The organism is Flavobacterium sp., from assembly GCF_041392085.1.
Taxonomy (GTDB): domain Bacteria; phylum Bacteroidota; class Bacteroidia; order Flavobacteriales; family Flavobacteriaceae; genus Flavobacterium.
This window is the reverse complement of sequence record NZ_JAWKMW010000008.1, coordinates 50,296-66,134: the sequence shown is the minus strand read 5'-3', so window position 1 is coordinate 66,134 and position 15,839 is coordinate 50,296. Positions and strand designations below refer to the sequence as shown.

General features: G+C 38.6%; 4 protein-coding genes. All 4 read left to right on the top strand.

Going from position 1 to position 15,839, the window contains the following annotated elements:
* The first annotated feature begins 78 nt into the window (after positions 1-78).
* The 4 genes from R2782_RS07970 to R2782_RS07955 all read left to right on the top strand — a co-directional run bounded on the left by R2782_RS07970 (position 79) and on the right by R2782_RS07955 (position 15,817).
* Positions 79-5,430: a GEVED domain-containing protein gene (locus R2782_RS07970; protein ID WP_371267715.1), complete on the top strand. Its 5,352-nt coding sequence runs from the start codon at positions 79-81 to the stop codon at positions 5,428-5,430.
* Between the two features lie 206 nt (positions 5,431-5,636).
* A complete protein-coding gene (locus R2782_RS07965; protein ID WP_371267714.1) occupies positions 5,637-12,857 on the top strand; it encodes a GEVED domain-containing protein in 7,221 nt (2,406 codons plus the stop codon).
* 168 nt (positions 12,858-13,025) lie between these two features.
* Positions 13,026-14,993: a tetratricopeptide repeat protein gene (locus R2782_RS07960; protein WP_371267713.1), complete on the top strand. Its 1,968-nt coding sequence runs from the start codon at positions 13,026-13,028 to the stop codon at positions 14,991-14,993.
* A gap of 62 nt (positions 14,994-15,055) precedes the next feature.
* Positions 15,056-15,817, top strand: a complete 762-nt coding sequence (locus tag R2782_RS07955) for a LytR/AlgR family response regulator transcription factor (protein WP_371267712.1) — start codon at positions 15,056-15,058, stop codon at positions 15,815-15,817.
* Positions 15,818-15,839: the final 22 nt, after the last annotated feature.

Here is a 15,839-nt window from a genome sequence, read left to right as displayed (position 1 = left end):
TTAAAATGACTGTGTAAGATTTAAAAAAAATTGAAACCCAAGCGAAACTAAAAAACTGAATTTCCAAAAATAAAAACTATGAATTCAACTCTACACTTAAAAAAGAATGCCAACACCTTTTTCCAAAAATTAAATACCGCTTTTAGCGTGTTTATTTGTGGAATTTTATTGATGTTGTTTTCGCCTACTGTTGAAGCTCAGGTGAGTGCTTATGGATACCTAGAGTTTAACGGTGTTTCTGATGGTGAGGTTTATACCCCAATTTCAGGAGCAGACCTTTTTGGGCCAACTGTTTATCAACAGTATACTGCTATTGGTTCAGAAATTCCTTTAGGTTTTACTTTTAATTATAATGGAACAGATTATACTCAAGTAAAAGTGCATTCCAATGGATTTATTTATTTTGATGGTGCTTTTAACCCAGCAACAACGATGGGAGACCCTATTAGTTCTACACTTACGAACCGTTACGTAGGAGCTATTGCGGGTTATGCAAGAGCTAGTCTAGTTTATGCTAGTTTTGGTTCAGCACCTATTTATCCTGCGGTAGTTTCCAGTGTTCAATATACAACAACTGGAGCACCGGGTAGTAGGGTGTTTACAGTGCAATATCAAAATATGGCACGATATTTTACCACTACAGCTCCAAGAGAAGGTTTATTAAATTTTCAAATTAAACTTTATGAAGGTTCAAATATTGTTGAAGTAGTTCATGATGTTCAATCGGTGGCACCTTCTGTTACTGCAAACCTTATTGGGCAATGTGGATTAAGAGGACTTACAAATACAGATTACAATAATCGAATTGCTAATTCTGCAGGCTATACTTCAACTACTGCAGGAACAGCCGCTAATGCAGGTTTAAATTACAGAAATACATCCAATTTAGGAACGGTAATTCGAATGCAATGGACACCACCCTGTTATGCTCCTTCAGCATTAACCGCGATTAACTTAACCGGAACCACTGCTGATATATCTTGGACAGCTCCAGCAGTTGCACCAACCAGTTACCAATTTGAAGTACGCAGTAGTGGAGCCGCGGGTTCAGGTGCTTCCGGTTTAGGAGATTCAGGAACTTTGGCAGGAACATCAACCACAGCGAACGGCTTAACAGAAGGGTTTACCTATACATTATATGTTCGCTCAACGTGTGGTGGCAGTAACAACAGTGCTTGGGTAACCGGGCCATCATTTACGTTGCCTTGTGCGGCTACTACTGTACCGTATTATTTACCATTTGACCCTATTGGCGATGGGTTTACCGTTCCGGGATTACCGGTTTGTACTGTGAATGATAATGCCGGTACAGGAAATAACTGGCAATCTTCAAATCCTGACTTTGGTGCGTTTTTTGACGAACATTTAACATACACTTTCCACCCATCCAATGCGGCCAATACTTGGTTTATTACCAAAGGAATTGCCTTAACAGCGGGTCAAACTTATCGTATTCAATACATTTATGGAGGTTCTTCAGAATTTACCTATATCACCAACCGCATGGAAGTGCGTTACGGTACCACCGGAACAGCTGCCGGTTTAGCGGGGGCTATTCAGTTAGATGACCATCCGGAAATTAAATCAGTACCCGAAAGCAACGTGGTTAATTTCACTGCACCAACAACTAATACGTATTATTTTGGTTTTAGAGCCTATTCGGCAGCCAATAATGGTACCTTGTACTTAGATGATATTTTTATTGATGTTTCTACTTGTAGAGTGCCAACAGGGTTAACAGCACCTGCTGCGTTGGTTAGTTTTAATAACGCAACGATTACTTGGACGGCTCCAACGCCTTCACCAACCGGTGGTTATGCGTATTATTATAATACAACAGGTGTGCCGCCAACAAACAGCACGCCTCCTTCAGGAACAGTTCCTGCGGGTACTACATTAACGGCTATTCCCGGTTTAACTCCTTCTACTACTTATTATGTATGGGTAAGAAGTATTTGTGGACCCTCTGAATATGGAGAATGGTCAGCTAATACCAGTTTTACAACTTTAGTTGCTCCACCGGTTTATTGTACACCGGTGCAAACGGGAACTCCTGATCCAAATGGAATTACCAACGTTACAATGGGTAGTATTAATAATACAACCGGTTTAGAACCCGGAGGTTATGGAAATTACTCAGGATTAACTACTAATGTAGCTCAAGGAGCTACTGTTCCGGTTGCGATTACTTATGGAACAGGCTTTACCTATGATACAAACATTTGGGTGGATTGGAATAACGATGGTGATTTTGCCGACGCGGGGGAGTTAGTATATACGGGAGTATCAACTAATGCAGTGCCTACTACTTTAAACGCTTCATTTACTGTGCCGATTGCACAACCTCTTGGGCCTAGAAGATTACGTATTGGCGGTATTGATTTTGGTCCTTTTTCAGACCCATGTAGAACGGGTACTTGGCAAGCCTTTGAAGACTATACCATCAATGTTATTGTGGCACCACCTGCCTTAACATTAAGCCAAACAACGATGCCGGCTCAATGTGGTTTAACCGATTCGCCTTTGGTTACAATTACCTCAAACATAGCCGATTTTGATGTATATACTTGGACGCCATCAACGGGTGTAACAGGAACTCCGGCTACCGGATATACCTTTAATACAAGTGCCACAACTACGTTTATCTTAACGGCAAGTCAAACCAGTGGAGCGTACAGTACTAACACGGTTAACTTTACTTATTCGGCGAATGAAACGCCAACACCTATCACCATTGCAACTCCAGACGGAACCGATAGCTGTATCAGTGGACCTGCTATCGAGTTGAATGCAGCGGGTGGTATTGTTTCCAATTTGACCGTTTACCAAGAAGATTTTAACTCAGGAATTAACGGTGCTGGTCAATTTACAAGTACAAATGCTTCAACAGGTGGAGCTAATGCGGCTAATGCGGCTTGGACAGTTCGGCCTAATGGATATAATTCCGGACCACCTACTTGGTTTACAACATTCAATAGTAATGACAATTCAAGTTTTGTGTTGACCAATTCAGATTCACAGGGAGGAACACCTGCACCAAGTATTACCAGAACACGATTAATTTCTCCTTCTATTGATCTTACGGGATATACAAGTGCAACCGTAAGTTTTTACCATTACTTTAGAAGTTGGGTAAATGATGATATCGTACGTGTTCAAGTAACGACTGATGGTACTAACTGGACTGACTTAGCTAATTATACATCTACACAAGGAACCCCGACAAATTTTGTGCAAGTATTCTTAAACTTAAATCCTTATGTAGGGAATAATATACAAATTCGTTTCGATTACCAATCACGTTGGGGTTGGGGTTGGGCTGTAGATAATTTTAGAGTTGTAGGTAGTGCTTCATCTTCCATTGTTTGGTCGCCAACAACAGGATTATATACTGATGCTGCAGCAACCGTTCCTTACACAGGAACCGGAACTAATGTGGTGTATGCTATGCCAAATGCCGATACTGTTTACACGGCGACAGCTACTGCACCGGGTCCAACATTTTGTCAAAGTACACAAACAGTTGCTATTGCTGTGACGCCACAAGTAGGTGGAACTTTATCAGGTAACCAAGTTTCTTGTGATACATCAACGTATACGAACATTACGCTTTCCGGTCATGTCGGTAATATATTGCGTTGGGAATATGCTGATGATGCCGCCTTTACGGTTGGTGTAACGCCTATCGTGAATACAACAACCACGCTAACACCTGCCGAGTTTGGAACATTCCTTACTGTTCGCTATTTTAGAGCTGTTATTGGAGCAGGGTCGTGTAATCCGGTTTATTCAACCGTTGCGTCTGTTTCAACCAATGCTACAATCTTAACAGGAACAACTACATGGAGTAACGGTTTGCCGGACATTACCAAACGTGTAATTATAGCCGGGAATTATACGGCTGCATCAAACTTTAGTGCATGTTCAGTCCAGGTACTTACAGGAGCTACATTGTTAGTTCAATCTGGGGTAACCGTTACCGTTGAAAATGAATTTACAGTAGATGGGCCATCATTGCCGAACACAGTGGTGTTTGAAAACAACGCAAGTTTGATTCAGTTATCAAATGCTGCCAATTCAGGTTCTATACGATACGAACGCAATACCACACCTATTATTCAATACGACTATACGTATTGGTCATCGCCGGTTGCGAATCAAGTTTTAGGTAGTTTTTCACCGGATACAAACGCAGCTCGTTTTTATATTTTCAATAATGCTACGTATTCATGGCAAAACATAAGTACAGCTTCAGTGATGGATGCTGCCAGAGGTTACATTATCAGAGCTCCGGGAACGTTTAGTACTACGGTACCGGCCGTCTTTACCGGTGCTTTTTACGGAGTACCGCACAATGGGCCTTATTCTATCGGGATAACCGTTTCGGGTACGCAGAATAGAAATTTAGTCGGAAATCCTTATCCAAGTGCTATTGATGCCGATTTATTATATGCAGCGAACAATACTGTTTTACAAGGAAATTTCTTTTTCTGGACACACAATACACCAATTACCGCCAATGTGTATAATGCGAATGATTACGCAACATATAATGCAACAGGAGGAACGGGTACCGCTGCTACCACAACAGGAGTTAATACCACAACACCAAACGGAAATATTGCTGCCGGTCAAGGATTCTTTGTGCAAGGGTTAGCTTCCGGTACATTAAATTTTGATAATTCAATGCGTTTAACAGGTCTAAATGATTTGTTCTACAGAAGTCCGGATGCACCGCAAATTTCGGTTGTTGAAAAACACAGAATATGGTTAAATATCATTAACCAACAAGGAGCATACAAACAAATGTTGTTGGGTTATGTTCAAGGAGCTACAAACGAATTAGACAATGCGTATGATGCTGAAGTAACCGAAGCAGGTAATGTGGTAAGTTTATATTCTTTGAACAACAATAAAAAATTAACGATTCAAGGAAGAGCATTACCGTTCAATGTGTCAGACGAAATTCCGTTAGGATTCAGAACAACGATTGCCGGAAATTTTGCTATTGAATTAGAAAACTTTGATGGATTATTCGAAGAAGGTCAAACCGTTTATTTAGAAGATAAATGGCTTAATGTAATTCACAATTTGAATACCGGCAACTATAACTTTACGACCGAAGCAGGTACATTTGATGATCGTTTTGAAGTTCAATTTGAGGATGGAACGTTGAGTGTAAATAACCCAACAGAAGTGGCAAATGCTATTGTTGTATACAAAAACAATGAAACCATTTTTGTGAATTCATCTAACCTTCAGATGAAAGAAGTTCGATTATTTGATGTAAGAGGAAGACTGATTACTGAGCAAACGGCAATTAATGCTTCAACAGTTGAATTTGTTGATTTGAATGTAGCCAATCAAATGATTTTAGTACAAATAACTACTACCGATGGGCACGTTGTAACCAAGAAAGTAGCTTACTAAAAATACACAAAACCTATTTAAAACCCTTAGCATTGCTAAGGGTTTTGTTTTTTTATTGGCTTTAATACAATAAACCTGTTAAAATCAAAACCTGCTTGTACTTTATCGAGAATATTTGCTTTTGAACGATTTGTGGTGTAGACCTTAACTTCATGTTAACAATTATTACTATATTTATTAACTCATTTTAAACCAATTTTTTAATTATGATTAAATACTACAAATCCTTGAGTTGGCGTTTGGGGACGCAACTCAAAACCCGAGAACCGGATTCATTATCCCGTTCTTGCGGAAAAAATGTTGGCCTATCCTATCGATGGGCTTTAAGTTTGTGGATGATTTTCATTATGCTTTTTAGCTATGATGTGTCAGCACAATTCAATTATCTTCAAAATTTTACATCCAACAACGGAAGTTTTACCGGTAATTTCACTCAGTTTACCGGAACTACAAGTTGTGGTGGTGCCGGAGGAGCAATGAGAAGAAATTTATATAGTGGTGCTGCTACTGGTGAGTTGATTTCTCCATTAATTGGAACCTCAAACGGTAATCAAGTTGCTTTTTCTTTTGATTACAAAGTGGCCAACTGGTCTGCTAACACAACAGGCACAACCGGAAACTGGGGAAGTTTTGATGTACAGTATGGTGAATCAGCGGCTGGTCCATGGACTACAATAGCAACTGTTAACCAAAGTAATCATACAGTTTCAGGTAGCTGTGCTAATAAATCGTACACATTTACGCCGGCAAACGGTACAGCTGTATATGTAAGATTTTCGGCAACTTGGGCTACAGGTGATTATTATTTAAATTTTGATAACGTATCATTATTCCAAGAATCAAATGATCCTCCCCCATGTTCAACAGGTTTGTTCCCTGCTGATTTGGCAACAGATGTGGCTAGAAACGCTCAACTAAGTTGGGGAGTTTCGGCAGGAGCTGTAAGTTATGATGTGTTTTTAGGGACAAGTTCACCGGCATCATTCTTAGCGAATGTGGCTGGTACTTCTTACATTTTGCCGTCAGCAATGTTAGCAAACACAACGTATTATTATAAAGTTGTGCCTAAAAATGCAATTGGTGATGCTGTTGGTTGTGTTGAACAATCGTTTACAACAGGGGCTGATCTTATTTATTGTGACCCTGTTTATACTTATGGTAAAACTGATGGAGATTTGATTTCAAATATCGAAATTCTAGGAACCACATTAGCCAATAATACAGGAACTGATGAAGTAAATCCTGCGTATACATTTTTTAATACATTACCTAATCATACGGCGGTCTTACAAGCCGGAACATCCTATACTGTTTCAGTTACAGTTGGTTCATTTGGTAGTCAAAACGTAGCTGCTTGGATTGACTATAATGATAATGGGGTGTTTGAAACATCAGAACGAATTGGTTTTACCACTTCGTCAATTGGTTCAAATGGTACCGCTACCTTTCCAATCGTTTTAACTTGTGATCCGCCTCTTGGGATTCACCGTTTGAGAGTTAGAGATGTATATTCTACTGCTGGTAATATTATCGATCCTTGTGCAACCTATGGATTTGGAGAGACAGAAGATTATTTAGTAGAAATTTCTGCTGCAGATCCTTGTCCGGCTCCAACAAATTTAGGTGTCGCTAACATTACACAAACGACAGCTGATTTATCATGGACATTAGGTTGTGCGGAAACAGCTTGGGAAGTAGCTATTCAAACTCCTGGTTCTGGCGAACCTGTTGGTGCTGGTGAAGCGTCAGCTTCTTCGACTTTCTTAGCGGATGAATTAACCCTTAGTACAGATTATGAATTCTATGTAAGAGCTGTTTGTGAAGCTGGGGTTTTATTTAGTGATTGGTCAGGACCATTTGCTTTTTCAACTGTTGACAATCCTCCTGCTTGTACTACTTTAATTTCTCCGGCTGACGGAGCAACAGGTGTGGCAATTGTTGCAGGAGCAGCTCAGTTAACTTGGAATGCTCCGGCAACTTCAGGAACTGAAGGTGCGGCAACTTTTTATAATGTTTATTTTGGTACAACAAGTGGGTCGTTAACCTTAATAGGTAACTTACCTGCTCCTGAAAGTGGTGATCCTACAGTTGGAATTACTGGCTTACTTTACAACCAAACTAATTATTGGAGAATTGTACCTGTTAATAGTGGTGGTGAAGCAGTAGGCCCTTGTGCTGAGTGGAGCTTTACTACAGAAGATGTACCCGCTAACGATTTATGTTCTGGTGCTTTTGATTTGGGTGCACTTGTTTCACCAATTACAAGTTCTACAGTAGGTTTTTCAAATTCAGTAGTAGCTTCTTGTGGTAGTACTTTTACAACTACTGCTCCTGAATCTTTTTATTCTATCGAAGTGCCAAATGGGTATACCTTAACAATTGGTTTAACCGCTTCTAGTTACGATTCTGCTCATACCTTAGCTTACGGTACCTGTGGAACTTTAACAGAAGTTATTTGTCGTGATACAGAAATAATTAATGAAGTATGGACTAATACAACAGGTTCAACTCAAACAGCATACTGGATTCAAGATGGATGGTCTTCTGGTTCAGGTACATTTACTTTAGCATGGTCATTAACTCCTCCACCTGTGGTAGTTGCTAGTTTTGACCCAACGTTTATTTGTGGTCAAGATGGTGGTGATTCTGTTGTTATTACAGGTTCAAACTTTACAGGTGCTTCATCTGTTCAATTTAATGGAATTGAAGCAACTTCTTTTGTAATCGATAGTGATACACAAATTACGGCTGTTGTTCCAGCAGGTGACACTGCAGGTGTAATTACAGTTACTGCTGAACCTAGTTCAAACGGTTCTGCGTCAAGTGTGGATGCATTAATTGTAAATGCTTTCCCTGTTGTTGAGCCAATTACAGGTGCTGATACAGCATTGTGTATGCCAAATACATTAGTGTTATCAAGTTTATCCCCTGGTGGAACATGGTCTTCTTCCAATGAAGCCGTGGCTACCGTGGTTGGTGGTACTGTAACGGGTGTTTCAGAAGGTTCTGTGACTATCAGTTATACTGTAACAGATAATGGTTGTACAACGGTAGTAACTTATGATGTAGATGTAAACGAGCCGGTTGTAATTAGCTCATTTACGCCAAGTCAAACTGTTGTAACAGGAAATGACGCTACCTTTACAGTGGCTGCAACAGGTACTGGCTTAACTTACCAATGGTATGCTTTTGATGGAATTGACACTTATACATTAGATGATTTATCTAGTATTTTTGGTGAAACTTACAGTGGTTCAACTTCATCTACTTTAGTAGTAGGAGCTGTTCCGAGTGATTTGAATGGTTTTGAATTCTATTGTGAAGTAACAGGAGTGTCTCCATGTTCCCCAGAAACGACAACGCCTAATTCTATTATGAACGTTGGAGATACTGGTATTGCTTCTGATCCGGTAAGCGTTACCTTGTGTGATGGTGGATCGACTTCCTTTACTGTTGTAAGATCGGGAGATGATTTGGAGGAAGATATCACTTATTCATGGGAATACGATGCGGATGGATTAGATTTATGGGCACCTGTTTTTGACGGCAATTTAGATGGAATGACTATTTCTGGTTCAGATACTAATGTTTTATCTGTTTCTTCAATTACATTAATTCATAGTGGATATAGATTTAGAGCTACAGTTTCAGGACCAGCTAATTTTGCAATCTCTAACCCGGCCACCTTGACAGTAAATGAGGGAGTTTCAATTGCTACACAACCGTCAAGTGCATTGGTTTGTAGAATTGATACTTCGGCTAACTTTAGTATTACAGCTGCCGGTGATGTTACCGGTATTCAGTGGCAGTCTTCACCAAATGGTGTTGATTCTTGGACAAATGTGGGTACAGGTGCTTCTTTAACTGTTGCTGTTTCAGCATCTTCACCTGTTGGAGTAACTTATTATAGAGCTGTTGTTAGTGGAAACACACCATGTTTACCTTTAAATTCTGATGTGGTAACTTTAACAGTTCAACAACCAACCATTGAGGTTACACCAAGTTCAGCAACCTATTGTTTGCCAGGTGATGCCGTTTCTTTAACTGCTTCTGGAGCTGTTTCTTATACTTGGGCACCTGCTACAGGTTTAAGTGCTACTACCGGAGCTACAGTTTCTGCCTCTCCAACTGTTACAACTACATATACTGTAACTGGTACCGATGCAAACGGATGTGTTAATACAACAAATGTAACAGTTAGTGTAAGTTCTCAAATTTCAGGAGATGCAACAACAGACCTAACTGAAGTTTGTGCCAATGATCCTGTTCAATTAGGTATTACGCCTGTTCAAGTAAGTCCATCTTACCCAATAAACAGTGCTTCATATAGATTTGAAGCTACAAGTGGTACATTTACACCATTAGTTGGAGGAACTGCAACGAGTTTACCTGTCGGAGCAGATGATACCTTGTCTACATCAACACCAATTGGATTTACATTCAATTACGGAGGGACTAATTACTCAAACTTTAGAGTGAACTCAAATGGTTTGTTTACTTTCAATACTACCGGAAATTCAACAGCAGGCAACAATTTAGCTTCTACAACAACAACAGTTAGACCTGGTTTAGCTCCATTGTGGGATGACTTACAGTGTACTGCCGGTGTAACTTACCAAGTTAGTGGTTCAGCACCGAACCGTGTATTGACCGTAGAATGGTTAAACATGGAGTGGCACTGGAATTCAACGGTTGGAATTTCTTTCCAAGTAAAATTATACGAAGGAACAAATATTATAGAGTATGTGTACAGACCGGAAGCTGGAGGTAATCCAACCGGTTCAAGTGGAGCTTCAATTGGTTTAATGGGAACAGCAGCAGCAAACTATATATCTTTGTCTGATTCTTCTGCAGCTCCTTCAATCAGTACAACTACTTCTACAAATAGTATTGGAGTGAAACCGGCAGCTGGTCAAATCTATCGATTTATTCCTTCTGCTCCGGTAACATATACTTATGCTTGGTCTTCTACTCCATCTGGATTTGCTTCAACAGACCAAAACCCTGTTGCTAATCCTTCAGAAACAACTACTTATTCTGTTGTTGTAACTTCTTCTGCAGGATGTACACACACTTCAGAAGTAACTGTAAATGTTGTAAGCGGTGCTGTAATTGAAACACAACCTGTTGCCTTGTCTCAATGTGAAGGTACGGATGCTTCTTTCAGCGTTGTTGCAACAGGACCAAGTTTAACATACCAATGGAGAAAAGATGGTATCGATATCGTTGGTGCTACAAGTGCTACCTTAGATTTAACTGCTATTTCAGCCACAGATGATGCATCTTATGATGTAGTAGTTACACCATTATGTGGAGCTGCTGTTACTTCTGATGCTGTTACGTTAACAGTTAATCTACTTCCAACTGTCGATGCTTCAAACAGTGGTATAGTTTGTGAGGGAGAAAACATAACTTTAACAGCAACCTCTGATATACCTGGTTCTACTTTCGCGTGGACTGGACCAAATGGATTTAGCTCAACCGAACAAAACCCGGTTTTATCTAATGTCACTATGGCAAATGTGGGTGAATATACGGTTACTGTAACTTCGCCTCAAACTTGTGAAAGTACTGCCTCAACTTCAGTGAGTGTTAATCCTAATGCTCCACTTGAAATTACTGTTTCAGGTAGTGCAACTACAGCTTGTGTAGGTGAGTTAAAAGCATTAACTGCTTCTGCTAACTCTGTAGGATCTGTTGAGGTTTCTTTTGGTACTAATTTGGAATCAACCGGAGTTACAGGTGGAGTTACTTTCCCTGCAACTATATCAGGTATTCCTGCAGGTGCAGTTGTGACTTCAGCTGAATTGCAATTTACGAATGTGAACTCTATCAATGGTTCATGGAGAAGTGAAATTCGTGTGGCTCTTACCGGTGCTCATGTATTGGGGGCTACTCAAATATCAACATTAGGTTCTGGAGGTTTAATTTCTCCTGATCCAACAGTAAATGTACCTGGATTTACAGCTACTAGTGGAGCCATTAATTTAGTACTTACTGAGTCATTTAATGACGGAGGGGCTACTGTTGATGCTACTTTTGGTACAGCAGTCTTAGTTATCAACTATGCTTTACCAGCTCCTGATGTAACTTGGAGTCCATCAACAGATTTATACACTGATGAAGGCGGAACAGTTCCTTATACAGGAGGATTTGCTACCACGGTTTATGCTAAGGTGTCAGCCACTAGTCCAACTAGTTATACTGCTTCAAGCGTGAATGTATTAGGTTGTGAAAGTGCTGCTTCTTACAGCTACACGCTAACAACTACCGGTTGTCCTTCTACTACAGTTGTTCAACCATCTCAATGTGGACAAACATTGGCAACAATAGACAGCTATGTTTATGCTAATTTGGTTGCAGGAGCACAAGGATACCGATTCCGAGTAACAGACATGACTACTAATGAAGTGCAAACCATTGACAGAGCTTTACGTGTTTTCCGTTTAACGCAATTAACTAACTATGCGTTTGATAGAACGTATATGGTTGAAGTAGCTGTTAGAAGAAACAACGTTTGGGAATCGTTCTATGGAACTGGTTGTACAGTATCTACACCAGATACTACCACACAAATCCAAGCTTCTCAGTGTAACACGGTTATCAGCAACGTGAACAACGCTATCTTTGCTGATATTGTACCGTTTGCAACGGGTTACCGCTTTAGAGTAACCAATACGTTGAATCCAATCGATGTACAAACTATTGATCGTCCGATTAGAGATTTTAGAATGAATTTGTTGTCAAACATTCAATACAATACAACGTACAACGTAGAGGTAGCGGTTAGAAATACAGATGGAACGTATTTATCGTATGGACCTGTTTGTAACATCACTACACCATTGTTCCCAACAGTAGGATTAGAAGATGCACAATGTGATGAGTATATGGTTAGTTCCAATACAGAAGTATTGTATGCAGAATCATATCCTGGAGTTGAACAATACCGCTTCTTATTAGAGAATATTAGTCAGCCTTACAGCCAAACGGTTGATAGAGCCACAAGAACTGTTTCATTGAGTAATTTCACAGGTTTATTACCGGGTGAAATGTATACAGTACGCGTAGCTATCCGCTTAAACGGCGTATGGGGACCTTACGGAAAATCTTGTAGTATTATTACTCCTGGTGCCGGAAGACCTGACGAAGTTACAAGAGTAGATCAAACTGCAGTGAATGAGTTTAAAGCAATTGCTTATCCAAATCCATTTGCGACAAGTTTTACTATTGATGTAAAAACTTCAAACACTGAAGCAGTAAGCTTGACTGTGTACGACATGGCAGGAAGATTATTGGAAGTAAAAGAAGTGAAAGCTCAAGATGTAACTAACTACCAATTCGGAGATCGTTATCCATCAGGTGTTTACAATGTTATTGTAACACAAGGTAATGAAACGAGAACTGTACGTGTAGTAAAACAATAAAGCAAAGTCACTGACGAACTAATGTTCAAAAGTAATGAGCTTATTAAATTAAACCTCCGAGCAATCGGAGGTTTTTTTATTTTCGGATTCTCGTTCAAAACCCCCAATTACTCATTTACTATCTAACTTCTAAAAGGATAACTTATATTTGTTTAACAAATGATGTTTATGAAGAAGTTATACCTTATATTCTTTTTGTGCAGTTGTGGTTTTACATTTGTTTTTTCGCAAAACAAAACAGCAGATAGTTTAAAGAATGTCCTATATCAAACAAAAAATGACATTGAAAAAGTGCAATTGCTCAATGAAATAGCCGATTATTACAAAAGTAGTAATCCCGTTTTGATGGAGGATTATGCTACAAAAGCACTAACATTAGCAAAAAAAATAGACTTCAAAGCAGAAGAAGCAACTGCATTACTCAATTTAGGTATCGTATCTATAATTTCTGGGGATTATCCAAAAGCGTTAGATTTTTTTTCACAAGCCAAAGTGGTGTTTGAAAATGAATTGGCAATAAATGTAAAAGACAATCACAAACTTAAAAACGGTTTAGCCAAAGTTTATGGAAGTATGGGTGTTGTTTTTTCAGAACAAAGTAATTACGCCAACGCTCTTCAATATAATTTAAAAGCAGTTTCTATTTATGAAGAAACAAAAGAAGTAGAAAAATTAGCCAGAGTATATAATAATATTGGTGTGGTATTTAGAGCTCAATCAGAAGATTTTAAAGCACTGGATTATTTTACTAAAGCTCAAAAGATTCAGGAAAAAAATGGCGACAGAACGGTTGGCATTACCACAACAAATATTGGGAATCTGCATGTAAAGCAAAAAAATTACAATCAAGCTCTACACTATTATACCAAAGCTTTACGATTGTTTGAAAAATATCCGGATGCAAGAGGTTTGGGCGAATTGCATAATAATTTAGGATTGTATTACAAAGCAATTAATGAACCAAATAAAGCAATGGAATCTTGGAACTTGGCCATCGCTTCCTTTGATTCAATTGGAGATAAGTTTGGAAAATCAGATACCTATTTGCATATCGGAGAATTTTTATTTGAACAAAATAGATTTCAAGAAGCCTTGCCAAATGCTCAAAAAGCAGTAGAACTTTCCAGAGATTTGAATGTTTTAGAAGGAATTGCTTTAGCAGAAAAATTGTTGAGCTCGATTTATGAAAAAAGCAATCAACCGCTAGAGTCTTTACAACATTTTAAATTATATAAAGCAGCACAAGACAGCTTGATAAATCACGAAAACATCAGAAAAAGTGTCCAAGCCGAAATGAATTTTGCTTTCGAAAAGAAAGAAGCACTACATAAAAAAGAATTAGAGAAAAAAGAAGTTTTAATTGCCGAAAAAGCCAAACGACAAACGCTACAACTCTTTTTTGTTGGCTTATTCGTTTTATTACTATCCGGAATAGCGTTTTTAATTTACAATCGAATTCAATTAAAAAAGACGTTAACTTTACAAAAAGAGTTAGCAGAATATGAACAAAAAGCATTGCATTTGCAAATGAATCCGCATTTTGTATTTAATTGCTTGGGTTCTATTTCCAGTTTTATTGTGCAAAACGGAACAGATTCAGCCATAAAATATCTTTCCAAATTTTCCAAACTAATGCGTTTAACATTAGAATATTCGAAAGAATCACTCATTCCAATTGACAAGGAAATAGAAAGTCTGCAAAATTATTTGGAACTAGAACAATTGCGGTTCAACAATGTATTTTCGTTTGACATTTCTAAAAGTAAAGATATTGAAGATGATATGGCTATTCCACCGTTGCTTTTGCAACCTTTTGTAGAAAACGCTATCATTCACGGGTTGATTCCCAAAAAAGAAAACGGTCAAATACACATTTCATTTTCGATTCAAAATGAAAATTTAATTTGTACCATTCAAGATAACGGAATTGGTATTGAAAAATCAAAAGAGTTAAAAGAACATTTAGTCTCCATTCATAAATCAATGGCGTTAGACATTACAAAAAAACGATTAGAAATGATGGAAGCTGCTACTGCCCAAAAAGCGAATGTGGAAATCAAAGAAATAAAAAATGAGTTAGGCGAAATTCAAGGCACAAAAGTCGTACTGAAATTACCTATTCAATATATAAAATAAATAACCGGTTTTTGATTCAACCTAAAACTTGAAACCTGAAACTTGAAACCTGAAACAAAAAAATGACAACAGCCATACTAATCGACGACGATGCCAACCTAAGAGCCGGAATGCGACAAATGCTTTCACGGTATGCTCCTGATATTACTATTATAGGTGAAGCCGATAGTGTGCAATCCGGAGTGGAAACCATTAACCGATTGAAGCCACACGTTTTGTTTTTAGACATTCAATTAACCGATGGAACCGGTTTTGACGTATTGGAACAATTGGCCGAAATCAATGGAAAAATCACTTCGCAAGTGGTTTTTATCACTGCTCACGAACAATATGCCATTAAAGCCTTTCGCTTTAGTGCCTTAGATTTTTTATTGAAACCGGTTGATCCGGATGAATTGCAAAAAGTGATTCAAAAGATAAAAGATGTGTTGTCTAAAAGTGATAATTATGCTCACATTGATTTGTTGTTGGAAAACATTCGCAGAAAAGTAGATCACTTCAAACGCATTGCTCTTTCCACGTCGGACGGCATTCATTTGTTTGAAATCAGTGATATTATTCGTTGCGAAAGCGAAGACAATTATACCAAGTTTTACATCAAGAACAACAAACCGATTTTGATTTCCAAAACCTTGAAAGAATATGAAGATTTGTTGACCGAACACGGTTTTGAACGCATTCACCAATCGCATTTAATCAACTTGGCTTATTTAAAATCATATATAAAAAAAGATGGTGGATATGTAGTGATGGCGGATAATAGCAATCTACCCATTTCGCAACGAAAAAAGGAAAGATTACAGGAGTTGTTGAAGACAATGTAGCGAATTCTAAGTGAAAGCGATT

Coding starts and splice junctions, on each gene's coding strand:
- R2782_RS07970 (WP_371267715.1), top strand. CDS start 79: ATGAATTCAACTCTACACTTAAAAAAGAATGCCAACACCTTTTTCCAA.
- R2782_RS07965 (WP_371267714.1), top strand. CDS start 5,637: ATGATTAAATACTACAAATCCTTGAGTTGGCGTTTGGGGACGCAACTC.
- R2782_RS07960 (WP_371267713.1), top strand. CDS start 13,026: ATGAAGAAGTTATACCTTATATTCTTTTTGTGCAGTTGTGGTTTTACA.
- R2782_RS07955 (WP_371267712.1), top strand. CDS start 15,056: ATGACAACAGCCATACTAATCGACGACGATGCCAACCTAAGAGCCGGA.